Source organism: Lutimaribacter degradans (assembly GCF_023703375.1).
Lineage (GTDB): Bacteria > Pseudomonadota > Alphaproteobacteria > Rhodobacterales > Rhodobacteraceae > Lutimaribacter > Lutimaribacter degradans.
Genome location: NZ_JAMQGO010000001.1, coordinates 482,666 through 496,221, shown reverse-complemented (window position 1 = coordinate 496,221; position 13,556 = coordinate 482,666). Strand labels below are relative to the sequence as shown.

Below are 13,556 nucleotides of genomic sequence, written 5' to 3'. Positions count from 1 at the left end.
CCAGGCGCCCCGCTATCGCGCGACCACGATCGTATGGATGCCGAACACCACCGCGCGCGTTTCGTCCAGGCGCCAAAGGCTTTGCCTTTCGCTGCGCAGGAATTTCGCGTCAGCGCTGTGCCGTTCGGCGCGGCGGTCATTGGCGCTGCGCGGCTGGAACAGGGCGGGATCATCGTAATTCAGCGCGTTGCACCGCCAAAGCGGCCGCCCCGGGCGGATACCATCGAACAGCCGCTGCACCCGGCGCGCGATATTGTCGTCATAGACCGCCACGGGCTGGTGTATCGCGACGAGGGGGCGCATGAATTTCTCGGACAGTTTCCAGCTTGAGGGAAAGCACAGAACCGCGCCGGTCAAGAGGTGCTCGTCCTGGCCTTCCGGCTTTTGCATCAGGCAGAAATCCTGCTGCACCAACATCCCCAGCGTGCCAAGCGGATCGGCCCGGTTGATCGGCACCTCGACACCGTCGGGCCGGGTCACCCGGCTGGCGCCGACGGTATAATCGGCGCGCGCCGCCAACAGGCCCAGCACCACCTCAAGCAGTTCATCCGCCGCCGGCCTTGCGCTGTCATCGAGGGCCAGAACCTCGGCGCGGCGCGTGCGCAACAGGCGCGCCCGCTCGGCCATCTGCGCATCGAATGCATCGTCCACGATGATCCACTCATCGGGGGAAAGCGGCGCCACGCCCGGCAAGGGCTTGGGCGGCATTTCATGGGGGATATGGCTATTCAGGATCATGTCAAATGGATAGCGCCCCACCAAGGCAAGTGAAAGACCCAGCTTGTTCCAATTCTTGCCAAGCGCCCGGCGCGCAACGGGTGATCATTCCGGCTCACCATGGCGTGACGCGGCTGACACATGGGTTGCGCGCCATTGGTCCGCACCGCAGGTTGACCGCGTGGATGCAATCACAGGGGTCAGGCATGACGACAGAACGTATCAATTTCGAAGGTCATGGCGGGCACGACCTTGCAGCGCGGCTGGACATGCCCGATGGGCCGCACCTTGCCACCGCGCTATTTGCCCATTGCTTCACCTGCGGCAAGGATATCGTGGCCGCACGTCGCATCGCCACGCGCCTTGCGGCCATGGGGATCGCGGTATTGCGGTTCGATTTCACCGGGCTGGGCCATTCCGAGGGTGAATTCGCCAATACCTCGTTCAGCTCGAATATCGACGACCTGTTGCGGGCGGCCAATTACCTTGAAGGGCGCGGCATGGCACCTGGGCTGCTGATCGGTCATTCGCTGGGCGGAGCTGCGGTGATCCGCGCGGCCAGCCAGATCGACAGCGTAAAGGCGGTTGTGACGCTGGGCGCGCCGCATGATCCGGCCCACGTAACCCATAATTTCTCCGACGCCCTGCCCCGGATTGCCGAACAGGGCGCCGCCGAGGTCGATCTGGGCGGGCGAAAGTTCTGTATCGGCCGCGAATTCATCGAAGACGTACGCGCCGGGCCGCTCGACCAGGCGCTGGCAGGGATGCGCGCGGCGCTTTTGGTGATGCACGCCCCGCGCGACGCCGTGGTGGGCGTCGACAATGCCACGGCCATCTTCTCCGCAAAGAAACACCCCAAGAGCTTTGTCACGCTGGATGATGCCGACCACCTGATCACCCGGGCCGAGGATGCCGAGTATGCCGCCGGCGTGATCGCGGCCTGGTCCGGGAAATACCTGAACCTGCGCGCGCCCACCCCGCCACCGGGTGCGCCCGAAGGGATCGTGCGCGCCTCCGAGGCCGACGCGAACGGCTTTTTGCAAGACATCCAATCCGGCCCGCATCACCACGCCCTGGCCGATGAGCCGGTGGCCTATGGCGGCACCAACCGGGGCATGTCGCCCTACGGCTTCATGGCCGCGGGCCTTGCGGCCTGCACCTCCATGACGATCCGCATGTATGCGCGCCGCAAGGGCTGGCCGTTGGAGCATGTCTCGGTGGATGTCAGCCATGACAAGGTACACGCGCAAGACGCGGGCGGTGCCACGGGCGACAAGGTCGACCGCTTTACCCGGCGCATCAGGCTTGACGGCGAGCTGGACAAGGACCAACGCGCAAGGCTGCTGGAAATCGCCGATCGGTGCCCGGTGCACCGCACGCTCGAACGCGCCTCGTCCGTCAAGACCGAACTGGCCTGACGCGGCGCGGTCCGGCCTGTCTGCCCGGTGCAAACGGCAGTTTGGGCAACGGCGATATCGGCGGCAGACCGCCTTGTTGGCTTGTGCCCGCGCGGGCCGGGCGTTATGACGCACACGCATGAAACGTCCAAGCAAAGGCCGCTGCACATGATCCCCCGCTATTCCCGCCCCGACATGGTTGCCATCTGGGAGCCCGCCACCAAGTTTCGTATCTGGTACGAGATCGAGGCCCACGCCTGCGACGCGCAGGCCGAGCTGGGCGTGATCCCCAAGGAAAACGCCGAAGCCGTCTGGAAGGCCAAGGATGTCGAGTTCGACGTGGCGCGCATCGACGAGATCGAGGCCGTGACCAAGCATGACGTGATCGCCTTTCTCACCCACCTGGCCGAGATCATCGGCAATGACCAGGCGCGGTTCGTGCACCAGGGCATGACCAGCTCGGATGTGCTGGACACCACCTACAACATCCAGCTCACGCGCGCCGCCGACATCCTGCTGGCCGATATGGATGATCTTCTTGACGCGCTCAAGCGCCGCGCGTTCGAGCACAAGATGACCCTGCGCATCGGGCGCAGCCACGGTATTCATGCCGAACCCACCACCATGGGGCTGACCTTTGCGCGCTTTTACGCCGAGATGGACCGCAACCGCCTGCGCCTTCAATTGGCGCGCGAAGAGATCGCCTCGGGTGCGATTTCCGGCGCGGTCGGCACCTTCGCCAATATCGACCCCCAGGTCGAGGCGCATGTCTGCTCGATGATGGGGCTCAAACCCGAACCCGTCAGCACCCAGGTCATCCCGCGCGACCGGCACGCCATGTTCTTTGCCACGCTCGGCGTGATCGCCAGCAGCATCGAAAATATCGCGATCGAGATTCGCCACATGCAACGCACCGAGGTGCTGGAGGCCGAGGAATTCTTCTCCAAAGGGCAGAAAGGCAGTTCGGCCATGCCCCACAAGCGCAACCCCGTGCTGACCGAGAACCTGACCGGCCTTGCACGGCTGGTGCGCATGTCGGTTATTCCGGCGATGGAGAACGTGGCCCTCTGGCATGAGCGCGACATCTCGCACAGTTCGGTCGAGCGGGGCATCGGGCCCGACACCACCGTGACGCTGGATTTCGCGCTGACGCGCCTGACGCAGGTGATCGACAAGCTGGTGGTCTATCCCGACAACATGCTGGCCAACATGAACAAGTTCCGTGGGCTGGTGATGAGCCAGCGGGTCTTGCTGGCGCTGACGCAAGCGGGCGTCAGCCGCGAAGATGCTTATCGGCTGGTGCAGCGCAACGCGATGAAGGTCTGGGAAGACGGGAAGGATTTCAAGACCGAGTTGCTGGCCGATGACGAGGTGACCGCCGCGCTGTCGCCCGCCGAGATCGAAGAGAAATTCGACCTTGGCTATCACACCAAGCATGTCGACACGATCTTTACCCGCGTGTTCGGCGAGTGCTGAATTGACGGGCGCTTGCCGGGCCGACCCGGCCCTTTCGGCACGAAAGTTGCGCCGAAAATCGGCAAGCGCCCGGCGCATGTTTTGACGCGGGGGAAACCCGTGCTACTCTCTTTCCCGTTGCAAAAGCCAACAGGAGAGAACCCATGAAGATCAAGACCACCCTTGCCGCACTGGCCCTGATCACCGCGCCGGCGCTGGCCTCGGCCATGTGCTCCGACAAGACGCACCAGGCTATGTCCTGCGCCGAAGGCACCGTATGGGACAGCGCAAGCCAAGCCTGCGTGTCCCAGGTCAACAGCTGATCTGAGAACGCGACAAGGGTTTCTTTACGCCTGCACGCTTAACTGGCCCCCACAGCCAGTTAGGGACAGGCATGACCCAGTTGACGCCTTTCAAGACAGCGGCGCCCGGCCCTGAACGGCGGGCGCCGCACCTGACCCGCCGCCAGAAGGCGGCCATCGTGGTGCGTTTCCTTCTCAGCGAAGGCGCGCCCCTTACCTTGTCCGGTTTGCCCGACGACCTGCAAGCCGCGCTGACCCAGCAATTGGGGCGGATGCGCGTGATCGACCGCAAGACGCTGGCCGATGTAATCGCGGAGTTCGCCGACGAGCTTGAACAGATCGGGTTGAGCTTTCCGCGCGGCCTGCTTGGCGCGCTGAGCGAGCTTGACGGCAAGATCAGCGACCAGACCGCCGCGCGGTTGCGGCGCGAGGCCGGGGTGCGCCAATTGGGCGATCCCTGGGACCGGATCCGCGCGCTGGACGTCGCGCAGATCCAAGACCTGATCGACCGCGAAGCGACCGAGGTTGCGGCGGTCGTTCTGTCCAAGCTCGACACGCCGAAGGCGGCCGAACTGCTGGGCACCCTGCCGGGCGACCGTGCGCGGCTGCTGACCTTCGCGATTTCGCAAACCGAGGCGGTCACGCCCGACGCCGTCTACCGCATCGGCCTGTCGCTGGCCACGCAGCTTGACGACACGCCGGAAAAGGCGTTCGGCCTTTCGCCCGAGCGGCGCATCGGCGCGATCCTGAACCTGTCGCCCGCCGCCACGCGCGATGCGCTGCTGGATGGATTGGCCCAGGATGACAGCGCCTTTGCAGACCAGGTGCGCAAGGTCATCTTTACCTTTCCCGACATCCCGCAGCGCGTTGCCCCCATCGATGTGCCCGGTATCCTGCGCAGCGTCGACCAGCCCATCTTGCTGACCGCGCTGCGTTTTTCGACCGACCTTGACGGCCCGAACCAGGCCGCGGCCGCGCATTTGCTGGAAAATATATCGAAACGCATGGCCGACGGCCTGCGAGACGAGATGGCCGAGCTGCCCCCTGTCAGGCAAAAACCCGGAGAAGAGGCACAAAACGCCGTCATCGCCACCATCCGCCGCCTTGAAGATGCCGGTGAAATCACCTTGCTCGCCTCCGAGGAAGAGGAAGAGAGCTGACAGCCCACCGGCTGGACAGCCCCGGCCCGGCCCCGTAAAGCGTGGGGCATGACGCCAACAATTCAATCCAGCGCGCGATGACACGGATCGGCCCGAACGGTCAGGCCATCGCGCTGATGATCACCGCGATTTTCTTTTTCTCGGCGATGGATGCCACCGCCAAGGAACTGGCCCGCCATACCGGGCCGGTTCCGGCGATATGGGCGCGGTACGCGGGCCAGGCGACGGTGGTTCTGATCCTGGTGGCGCCGCGCCTGGCCACCGTGGCGCGCACACGCTACCCGTGGCTGCAACTGGCGCGTTCGGTTTTCCTGATGTTCGGTACCACTTTCTTTTTCTTCGGCGTGGCCAATATCGGCCTGGCCGAAGCCACGGCGATCATGGATATCAACCCGGTTCTGATAACCCTTGGGGCGGCCCTGTTTCTGAACGAAAAGATCGGAATGCGGCGCGCCGTCGGCATCGCCGTATCGCTGGTGGGGGCGCTGATCATCATCCGCCCCGGATCGGACGTGTTTTCCCCCTACGCGATCCTGCCGTTGGTGGCCGCGGTCAGTTATTCAGCCTACAACATCACCACGCGCTTTGTCGGCCGCAACGAAAGCCCGTGGACCTCGCTGTTATACACGGCGCTGTTCGGGGCGGTCATCTTCAGCGTCATCGTGCCCTTTTACTGGCAATCGCCCGGCCCCGCCGGATGGCGCCTGATGGCGATGCTGGCGCTTTTCGGCACCTTGTCGCAACTGTGCCTGATCAAGGCGTTGGGGCTTGGCGAGGCCAGCATGCTGGCGCCGTTTGCCTATGCCGGCCTGTTGTTCGCAACGATCTGGGGTATCTTGTTCTTTGACGAGTTTCCCGATCTCTGGACAATCCTTGGCGCCCTGTTGATCGTGGTGGCGGGTATTTATGTCTGGTATCGCGAAACATTCGGAAAACAAGCCCCTGACCGGTCATGACCTTGCCTGACACGCCCCCCCTGCGCATGCGACTGCGCTATTTCGTGACGAACCTCGCCCTGCGCGGGTTTTTCGGGCTGGCACTGGCGCTGCCTTATAATCGGCGCGTGCCGCTGATGGGTTGGCTGGCCGCGCGGGTGATCGCACCGCTTGCCGGCTGGCGCCGCCGGGTGCGCGACAACCTGGCCCATGTGCGGCCCGACCTTCCAAGGGCCGAGGTGTCGCGCCTGGCCCGCGCGGTACCGAACAATGCCGGGCGCACCCTGATCGAGATCTATTCGGGGGAAGAATTCGTCACGCGTGCCGCCCGCGCCCCGATCGAGGGGCCGGGGTTGCAGGCATTGGAGGACGCCCGCGCCACGGGACGCCCGGTGATACTGGTGACGGCCCATTTCGGCAATTACGACGTGGCCCGCGCGGCACTGATCGCGCGCGGGCATGACATGGGCTCGCTTTACCGGCGAATGCGCAACCCCTATTTCAACGCCCATTACGTGCGCTCGATCAGCGCCATAGGCACGCCGATGTTCGAACAGGGGCGGCGCGGCATGGTGCAGATGGTCAAGCATCTAAAGGCGGGGGGCGTTCTGGGTGTGCTGACCGACCTGCACGTCTACGAAGCGCCTGAACTCATTTTTTTCGGCAAGCCGGCGCGCACATCGCTGGTGACCGCGGAGTTGGCCCTGAAATACGACGCTCTGCTGATCCCCACCTTTTCGATCCGGCAGCCGAACGGGTTGGATTTCATCGTGCGTTTGGAGGCCCCCATACCGCATTCGGATGCCAGGACCATGACGCAAGAGGTCAATGACCGGCTTGAGGCGCTGGTACGCGCGCACATGGATCAATGGTTCTGGATACACCGCCGCTGGAAGAACGCCGGCGACACCGCACCCTGACAGGTTAGCGCAGAATCGCCGCCGCCTCGATCGGGCCCGGCCCCTTGCGCTGGATCAAGACCACCGCCGGGTGATTGCCCGGCGCCGGCACGCTGAGCGTCAGGGGGGTGTGCCCGTCCCATTCTGCCAGTTGTTCCCATTCATCCACGATATTGGAATAGGTCAGGCGCTTGCCCGTGTTTTCGCCGCGGGTGATTTCCACCGTTTTCTCGGGAAGGTAGCGCACGAGTTGCACAACGAAATCCGTGCGTGCCGCCGTCGTGGCGTGGGCTTCTATGCGCAGGTCGCCGTTGCTGTTGCGGCTCAGGTTAAGCTGGACGGGCCGCGCGCGCTCGGCATGGGCGCCGATCAGGTCGGCCACGTCCATCGGATGGGTACCCACCACGTGATCGCTGCCATCTATGATCATTTGCGGCGTGTAGACGCTGCGCCGCCCCCCGGCCACGGCATAGGCCTTTTGCCGGGCGGAAAAGCGCGGATCGGCGAACACGTCTTTCCAGCCGATGTAGTCCCAGTAATCGACATGCAACGCCAGCGCGATGACATCGTCGCGGGCCGACAGTTCTTTCAGCAGCTTGTCGGCGGGCGGGCAGGATGAACACCCCTGCGAGGTGAACAGTTCAACCACGACAGGGTGTTCGGATGATTGCGCCGAGGCACCCGTAGCCCCCAGCGCGGCCAGTGCCGCGACCGCGAAAGCTTTTAACGTCAGTCTCATGCCAATCCCATAGTTGCCTGCTTGCGCGACATTAGGCAAAAGCATCTGAAATAACCAATCAAGCCTTTGCGAGAGCAAGGTGACAGCTTTTCGCCGTTTTTTGTGTGCAATGGTATACATTTTACCGCATCCCCTCTTGATCGGGTCCCCCCGATGCGGCAGAAGCAAGCCAGCCAAGTTTTCGCCAAGAGCACGGAGGCGCATATGCCCATCACTGTCGGACAAGACACCGCCAAGACCCGCAAGACCCTGACCGTCGGCGACCAAAGCGTTGCCTATTACTCGATTCCCGCCGCCGAGGCCGCCGGCCTTGGTGATTTTTCCAAGCTGCCCGCCGCGCTGAAGGTGGTGCTTGAGAACATGCTGCGCTTCGAGGATGGCAAGACCGTCAGCGTCGACGACATCAAGGCCTTTGCCGAATGGGCAGCCAAGGGCGGCAAGAACCCCCGCGAAATCGCCTATCGCCCGGCGCGCGTGCTGATGCAGGATTTCACCGGCGTTCCCGCCGTGGTCGACCTGGCCGCAATGCGCGACGGCATCAAGGCGCTGGGGGGCGACGCACAAAAGATCAACCCGTTGAACCCCGTCGACCTGGTCATCGACCACTCGGTCATGATCGACGAGTTCGGCAACCCCCGCGCCTTCCAGATGAACGTGGACCGCGAGTACGAGCGCAACATGGAACGTTACCAGTTCCTGAAATGGGGCCAGGGCGCGTTCAACAATTTCCGGGTGGTGCCGCCGGGCACCGGCATCTGCCACCAGGTGAACCTTGAATACCTGTCGCAAACCGTCTGGACCGACCAGGACCAGAACGGCGAAACCGTGGCCTACCCCGACACGCTGGTAGGCACCGACAGCCACACCACCATGGTCAACGGCCTGGCCGTGCTGGGCTGGGGCGTGGGCGGCATCGAGGCCGAGGCCGCGATGCTGGGCCAGCCCGTGTCGATGCTGATCCCCGAGGTCGTCGGCTTCAAGCTGACGGGTGCCATGACAGAAGGCACAACCGCCACCGACCTGGTGCTGAAGGTCGTGCAGCTGCTGCGCCAAAAGGGCGTTGTCGGCAAGTTCGTTGAGTTCTACGGTGAGGGGCTGGATCACCTGCCGCTGGCCGACCGCGCGACGATCGCGAACATGGCCCCCGAATACGGTGCAACCTGCGGCTTTTTCCCGATCGACGATGAAACCCTGCGCTACCTTCGCCAGACCGGCCGCGACGAAGACCGGATCGCCCTGGTCGAAGCTTATGCCAAGGAAAACGGTTTCTGGCGCGCGGCGGATTACGACCCGGTCTATACCGACACGCTGGAGCTGGACATGGGCGACGTGGTGCCGGCCGTTTCCGGCCCCAAGCGCCCGCAGGATCACACGCCGCTGACGCAGGCCGCGCAAAGCTTTTTCAACGTGGTTGCCGAATACCGCGGCGAGGACGAGGGCCGCGCCGCCAACGAAATGGCCGCCGAGGGCCCCACGCCCGACGCGCTGATCGACCCGCGCAAATCGTACCCCGTCAAGGGCGAGGACTACGAGATCAAGGATGGCTCGGTCGTGATCGCCTCGATCACCTCGTGCACCAACACCTCGAACCCCTACGTGATGATCGGCGCCGGCCTGGTGGCCCGCAAGGCGCGTGAACTGGGCCTGAACCGCAAGCCCTGGGTCAAGACATCGCTGGCTCCTGGCAGCCAGGTGGTCAGCCAGTACCTCGAGGCCGCCGGCCTGCAAGAGGACCTGGACGCCATCGGCTTCAACTTGGTGGGCTACGGCTGCACCACGTGCATCGGCAACTCGGGGCCGATCCAGCCCGAGATTTCCGAAGCCATCGCCGAGGGCGATATCGTTGCCTGTTCGGTGCTGTCGGGCAATCGCAACTTCGAAGGCCGGATCAGCCCGGATGTGCGCGCCAACTACCTGGCCTCGCCGCCGCTGGTGGTGGCCTATGCGCTGGCCGGCGACATGAATGTCGACCTCACGACCCAACCGCTGGGCGAAGACAGGAACGGCAACCCCGTCTACTTGAAAGACATCTGGCCCACCCAAAAGGAAATCGCCGACCTGGTCGAGCAAACCGTCACCCGCGAGGCGTTCCGCTCGAAATATGCCGACGTCTTCAAGGGCGACGAGAAATGGCAGGCGGTCGAAACCTCCGAGGGCGAGACCTATGACTGGCCGGCCGCCTCGACCTATATCCAGAACCCGCCCTATTTCCAGGGCATGGGCCGCGATGCCGGCACCATCAGCAACATCGAGGGCGCCCGCATCCTCGCGGTTCTGGGTGACATGGTCACCACCGACCACATCAGCCCGGCGGGCAGCTTCAAACCCGACACGCCGGCGGGCAAGTACCTGACCGAGCACCAGGTGCCCGTGCGCGAGTTCAACTCCTACGGTTCCCGCCGTGGCAACCACGAGGTGATGATGCGCGGCACCTTCGCCAATATCCGCATCAAGAACGAGATGCTGCACGGCGTCGAAGGCGGCTATACCAAGGGGCCCGACGGGCAGCAGACCTCGATCTACGACGCCTCGATGGCCTACCAGGAACAGGGCACGCCGCTGGTGGTGTTCGGGGGCGAGCAATACGGCGCCGGCTCCAGCCGCGACTGGGCGGCAAAAGGCACCAACCTGCTGGGCGTCAAGGCGGTGATCGCCGAGAATTTCGAACGCATCCACCGGTCGAACCTGGTGGGCATGGGGGTCATCCCCTTCGAGTTCACCGGCGGTGACACACGCACGACCCTGGGTCTGACCGGCGATGAAACCGTGTCGATCAGCGGCCTCGACAATGTCAGCCCGCAAGACGAGGTGCCGTGCGAAATCACCTATGCCGACGGCACGGTCAAGACGATCACGCTGAAATGCCGGATCGATACGGCGGTGGAAAAGGAATACGTGGAAAACGGCGGCGTGCTGCATTTCGTATTGCGCAACCTGGCCAAATCCGCGGCCTGATCGCACCGAAACCGGGCCATGCAAGGGGCGCCCCGAACGGGCGCCCCTTTTCGCTTGCCTGCAACCCGCCGGTTTCCGGTGCGCCCGAGCCCCACCCCTTGCGGGATGGCTGGCGGGGCGCGCCCTGGCGCAGCCAACAGCGCCGCGTGCCCTCCAGGCTCAGTTGCCGGCGCGCGCCGCCTCGATGGCCGGCATCAGCGTTGTCTCCATCACCCGCTGGGTGACGGGCCCGGCATGGCGCGCCACGATCACGCCGTTGCCATCGATCACATAGGTTTCGGGCACGCCGTAAACACCCCAGTCCAGCGCCATGCGCCCCTGCGCGTCAGCGCCGATCGCCGTGTAGGGATCACCCAGCTCTTCCAGAAATTTCAACGCGTTGCCGGGCTTGTCCTTGTAATTGACGCCATAGATCGTCACCCCCTGCTGCGCCAGTTGCTCGAGGTTCGGATGCTCAACCCGGCAGGGCGCGCACCAGCTGGCCCAGTAATTTACCAAAACGACCTCGCCGCTGCGCAGGTCGGCATCGCCAAAACCAGGCTTGCCCTCCAGCGGGGTCATCGCCACCGCCGGGGCCGCGCGGCCCGCCAGTGCGGTTGGCAACTGGTCGGGGTCTTCGCGGCCCATGCCAACATAGAACATCACCGCCAGCGCCGCGAAAATCAGCGGCGGTGCCAGCATCATCGGTTTCAGGTTACCCATTGCGACGTATCCGTTTCTCGACCTCGTCCAGTTCGGCGCGCACGCGGCGCGCGCGCATTACCGACATGGCGACCAGCGCCACCAGCAGCACGATCGACACCGCGTAGGACGACAGAACCGCCTCGGCGTATTTTCCAAGCTCAGGCATCATTGCAGACGCTCCCGTGCCAACAAGGCGCGCATCCGGCGCGCGCGGATTTCGGTCTGGGTACGCAGGAAAACCAGCGCGATGAACAAAAGCACGAAACCCGCGATGCTGACCAGCAGCGGATGATAGAACACGTCGGCCACGTTCTTTTCCTTGTCCAGGCTCAACGAAGCCCCCTGGTGGAGCCCCTGGTTCCAGAAATTCACCGCGTAGCGTGACAGCAGCGCAAAGACCGACCCGACAAGGCACAGCACGCTGGTCAGATCGGCGGCAGTGTCGTCATTCTCGATCGCCGCCCACAGCGCCATGTAGCCCAGGTAGAACAGGAACAGGATCAGGAACGAGGTCAACCGCGGGTCCCACGCCCACCAGGTGCCCCACATGGGCTGTCCCCAGATCGCGCCGGTGGCCAGCGCGATCACCGTCATCACCGCGCCGATCGGGGCGGCGGCGCGCGCGGCCAGCGCGCTCACATGGTGGCGCCGCACGATCCAGATCAGCGAGGCGACCAGCATCATCAGCCACGCGTTGATCGCCATCAGCGCGCTTGGCACGTGCAGGTAGATGATCTTGACGGTCGATCCCTGCCGGAAATCCTCGGGCGTGAAGAAAAAGCCCCAGATCAGCCCCACGGCCAGGCAAACCACCGCCATGCCGGAAATCCACGGCAGCACCCTGTCCGTGGTTTGGATGAACTTCTTGGGGTTCGCATATTGCCAGATCGACGCCATCTTTTCCTCTCCTACCCGCGCACCGTGGGCGCGCAAGTCACATCTGTGTCACCGCAGGTTCACCCGCAATACCGCAGCCGACGCAAAAGGCAAAAGCGCGATGGTGCCGCAGGTGATCCCGGCCAGCATCAACAAGGGCGTGCCATTGTCCATGCCCTCTGCGCCGCGCCGCGCGGCCTCGGCCCCGAAAATCAGCGTTGGCACGTAAAGTGGCAGCACCAGCAGGCTCATCAACAGCCCGCCCCGCTTGAGACCCACGGTCAACGCCGCGCCGAAAGTGCCCACCACGCTCAACGCCGGCGTGCCCAACAGCAACGACAGGATAAGCGGGGCATAGCCCTCGAACGGCAGGCTCAGCAGCACGCCCAGAACCGGCGCCGCCAGAACCAGCGGCAGCCCCGTGGTCAGCCAATGCGCCAGCGCCTTGATGCTGACCGCGGCTTCCATCGGCAGGGGCGAGGTTACCAGCAGGTCCAGGCTGCCATCTTCCCAATCCAGCGCAAAGATGCGGTCCAGCGACAACAGGCAAGCCAAAAGCGCCCCCAGCCACAAGATGCCCGGCGCGATCGCGGCAAGGCGCCCGGTCTCGGGGCCGACGCCGAAGGGCACCAGGACCACCACGATCAGGAAAAACGCCAAGCCCAGGCCAAACCCGCCGCCCGCCCGCGTGCCAAGGCGCAAATCGCGTATCAGCAGGGCCTTCACAGGAACGCTCCATCGAAATCGTCGGCGGCGGGGGCCTTTGCGCGGAACCCGCCCAGTTCCAGCAGCCGCGCCTCGGCCAGGCCAAGCTCGATATGCGTGGCCAGCAGCGCCATTCCCCCCTCGGCCAGGTGCGCGCGCACCGCGGCCGCGAACATCGCCACTGCATTCACGTCGAGCGACACGGTGGGCTCGTCCATCACCCAGACCGGCCGCCCCGTCACCACCATCCGCGCCAGGCCCAGCCGCCGCTTCTGCCCGGCCGACAGGTTCCCCGCCAGGCGGTCGGCCAGCGGCCGCAGTTCGAACGCCGCCAGCGCCGCGTCCACGCGGTCGGTGGCAAAGACATCGGCCCAGAATGTCAGGTTCTCGCGCACGCTCAACGTGGCCTTGATGCCATCGGAATGCCCGGCATAGGCCATCGCCTCGCGGTCCAGCCCGACGGTTCCGGCCAGCGGCGGCTGCAGGCCGGCCACCGTGCGCAACAGCGTGGTCTTGCCGATGCCGTTGGGCCCGCGCAGAACCAGCGCCTCGCCCGACGCGACGGTAAAGCTCACGCCCTCCAGAACGGGTACGCCGCCGCGCGCGACGGCCAAGTCTGTTACATGCAAATCCATGCAGCCCGCTTACCCCATCCCGCGGCCAAGGCAAAGCGACAAGGCGGCGCAGACCGCTCTTGCGCTCTCGGGGACGCGTCGAAAAGGTCAAAGACCA

The 13,556-nt window shown here is 64.6% G+C and carries 14 protein-coding genes; 7 read left to right on the top strand and 7 right to left on the bottom strand.

Annotated elements, in window-relative coordinates:
• Positions 1-12 precede the first annotated feature (12 nt).
• Positions 13-738 (bottom strand): heme-dependent oxidative N-demethylase family protein, encoded by a 726-nt coding sequence (locus M8744_RS02440; RefSeq protein ID WP_251408857.1) that lies wholly within the window; start codon positions 736-738, stop codon positions 13-15.
• Positions 739-923: 185 nt separating this feature from the next.
• Here M8744_RS02440 and M8744_RS02435 point away from each other — a divergent pair, with 185 nt between their 5' ends.
• The 6 genes from M8744_RS02435 to M8744_RS02410 all read left to right on the top strand — a co-directional run bounded on the left by M8744_RS02435 (position 924) and on the right by M8744_RS02410 (position 6,886).
• A complete protein-coding gene (locus M8744_RS02435) occupies positions 924-2,135 on the top strand; it encodes a bifunctional alpha/beta hydrolase/OsmC family protein (protein ID WP_251408854.1) in 1,212 nt (403 codons plus the stop codon).
• Positions 2,136-2,282: 147 nt separating this feature from the next.
• On the top strand, positions 2,283-3,590 hold the full coding sequence (gene purB / locus M8744_RS02430; RefSeq protein ID WP_251408851.1) for an adenylosuccinate lyase: 1,308 nt from the start codon (positions 2,283-2,285) through the stop codon (positions 3,588-3,590).
• A 143-nt stretch (positions 3,591-3,733) separates the two neighbouring features.
• A complete protein-coding gene (locus M8744_RS02425) occupies positions 3,734-3,892 on the top strand; it encodes a carbohydrate-binding module family 14 protein (RefSeq protein WP_251408848.1) in 159 nt (52 codons plus the stop codon).
• A gap of 71 nt (positions 3,893-3,963) precedes the next feature.
• A complete protein-coding gene (locus M8744_RS02420) occupies positions 3,964-5,031 on the top strand; it encodes a flagellar motor switch protein FliG (RefSeq protein ID WP_251408845.1) in 1,068 nt (355 codons plus the stop codon).
• A 77-nt stretch (positions 5,032-5,108) separates the two neighbouring features.
• Entirely contained in the window at positions 5,109-5,987 is an 879-nt protein-coding gene (locus tag M8744_RS02415; protein ID WP_251408842.1) for a DMT family transporter, read from the top strand.
• Between the two features lie 26 nt (positions 5,988-6,013).
• A complete protein-coding gene (locus tag M8744_RS02410) occupies positions 6,014-6,886 on the top strand; it encodes a lysophospholipid acyltransferase family protein (RefSeq protein WP_251410013.1) in 873 nt (290 codons plus the stop codon).
• Positions 6,887-6,890: 4 nt separating this feature from the next.
• Here M8744_RS02410 and M8744_RS02405 read toward each other — a convergent pair whose 3' ends face one another.
• Positions 6,891-7,604 carry a DUF1223 domain-containing protein gene (locus M8744_RS02405; RefSeq protein WP_251408839.1) on the bottom strand — a complete coding sequence of 238 codons (714 nt, stop codon included), beginning with the start codon at positions 7,602-7,604 and terminating at the stop codon, positions 6,891-6,893.
• A 204-nt stretch (positions 7,605-7,808) separates the two neighbouring features.
• Between M8744_RS02405 and acnA the strand changes: the two genes are divergently transcribed.
• Positions 7,809-10,559 (top strand): aconitate hydratase AcnA, encoded by a 2,751-nt coding sequence (gene acnA / locus M8744_RS02400; protein WP_251408836.1) that lies wholly within the window; start codon positions 7,809-7,811, stop codon positions 10,557-10,559.
• A 159-nt stretch (positions 10,560-10,718) separates the two neighbouring features.
• On the opposite strand, the gene M8744_RS02395 is transcribed toward acnA, so the two are convergent.
• From M8744_RS02395 to ccmA, 5 genes are read right to left on the bottom strand one after another with little or no spacing between them, the layout of a single operon-like run.
• The gene (locus M8744_RS02395) at positions 10,719-11,261 is read right to left on the bottom strand and encodes a DsbE family thiol:disulfide interchange protein (RefSeq protein ID WP_251408833.1); all 543 of its coding nucleotides are present in this window, start codon (positions 11,259-11,261) and stop codon (positions 10,719-10,721) included.
• The gene (gene ccmD / locus M8744_RS02390; RefSeq protein ID WP_251408830.1) at positions 11,254-11,412 is read right to left on the bottom strand and encodes a heme exporter protein CcmD; all 159 of its coding nucleotides are present in this window, start codon (positions 11,410-11,412) and stop codon (positions 11,254-11,256) included. Before ccmD ends, M8744_RS02395 begins: the two co-directional genes overlap by 8 nt.
• On the bottom strand, positions 11,409-12,140 hold the full coding sequence (locus M8744_RS02385) for a heme ABC transporter permease (protein WP_251408827.1): 732 nt from the start codon (positions 12,138-12,140) through the stop codon (positions 11,409-11,411). The genes ccmD and M8744_RS02385 overlap by 4 nt, the downstream gene beginning before the upstream one ends.
• Before the next feature lie 48 nt (positions 12,141-12,188).
• Complete coding sequence (ccmB, locus tag M8744_RS02380) at positions 12,189-12,845, bottom strand: heme exporter protein CcmB (RefSeq protein ID WP_251408824.1); 657 nt, start codon at positions 12,843-12,845, stop codon at positions 12,189-12,191.
• On the bottom strand, positions 12,842-13,459 hold the full coding sequence (gene ccmA / locus M8744_RS02375; RefSeq protein WP_251408821.1) for a heme ABC exporter ATP-binding protein CcmA: 618 nt from the start codon (positions 13,457-13,459) through the stop codon (positions 12,842-12,844). Before ccmA ends, ccmB begins: the two co-directional genes overlap by 4 nt.
• Positions 13,460-13,556: the final 97 nt, after the last annotated feature.

What these genes read in the sequence shown, in the direction of transcription:
- ccmA (WP_251408821.1), bottom strand. Translation starts at nt 13,459, where the DNA reads ATGGATTTGCATGTAACAGACTTGGCCGTCGCGCGCGGCGGCGTACCC.
- M8744_RS02435 (WP_251408854.1), top strand. Translation starts at nt 924, where the DNA reads ATGACGACAGAACGTATCAATTTCGAAGGTCATGGCGGGCACGACCTT.
- M8744_RS02440 (WP_251408857.1), bottom strand. Translation starts at nt 738, where the DNA reads ATGATCCTGAATAGCCATATCCCCCATGAAATGCCGCCCAAGCCCTTG.
- M8744_RS02410 (WP_251410013.1), top strand. Translation starts at nt 6,014, where the DNA reads ATGCGACTGCGCTATTTCGTGACGAACCTCGCCCTGCGCGGGTTTTTC.
- M8744_RS02420 (WP_251408845.1), top strand. Translation starts at nt 3,964, where the DNA reads ATGACCCAGTTGACGCCTTTCAAGACAGCGGCGCCCGGCCCTGAACGG.
- purB (WP_251408851.1), top strand. Translation starts at nt 2,283, where the DNA reads ATGATCCCCCGCTATTCCCGCCCCGACATGGTTGCCATCTGGGAGCCC.
- M8744_RS02405 (WP_251408839.1), bottom strand. Translation starts at nt 7,604, where the DNA reads ATGAGACTGACGTTAAAAGCTTTCGCGGTCGCGGCACTGGCCGCGCTG.
- acnA (WP_251408836.1), top strand. Translation starts at nt 7,809, where the DNA reads ATGCCCATCACTGTCGGACAAGACACCGCCAAGACCCGCAAGACCCTG.
- ccmD (WP_251408830.1), bottom strand. Translation starts at nt 11,412, where the DNA reads ATGATGCCTGAGCTTGGAAAATACGCCGAGGCGGTTCTGTCGTCCTAC.
- M8744_RS02415 (WP_251408842.1), top strand. Translation starts at nt 5,109, where the DNA reads ATGACACGGATCGGCCCGAACGGTCAGGCCATCGCGCTGATGATCACC.
- M8744_RS02425 (WP_251408848.1), top strand. Translation starts at nt 3,734, where the DNA reads ATGAAGATCAAGACCACCCTTGCCGCACTGGCCCTGATCACCGCGCCG.
- M8744_RS02385 (WP_251408827.1), bottom strand. Translation starts at nt 12,140, where the DNA reads ATGGCGTCGATCTGGCAATATGCGAACCCCAAGAAGTTCATCCAAACC.
- M8744_RS02395 (WP_251408833.1), bottom strand. Translation starts at nt 11,261, where the DNA reads ATGGGTAACCTGAAACCGATGATGCTGGCACCGCCGCTGATTTTCGCG.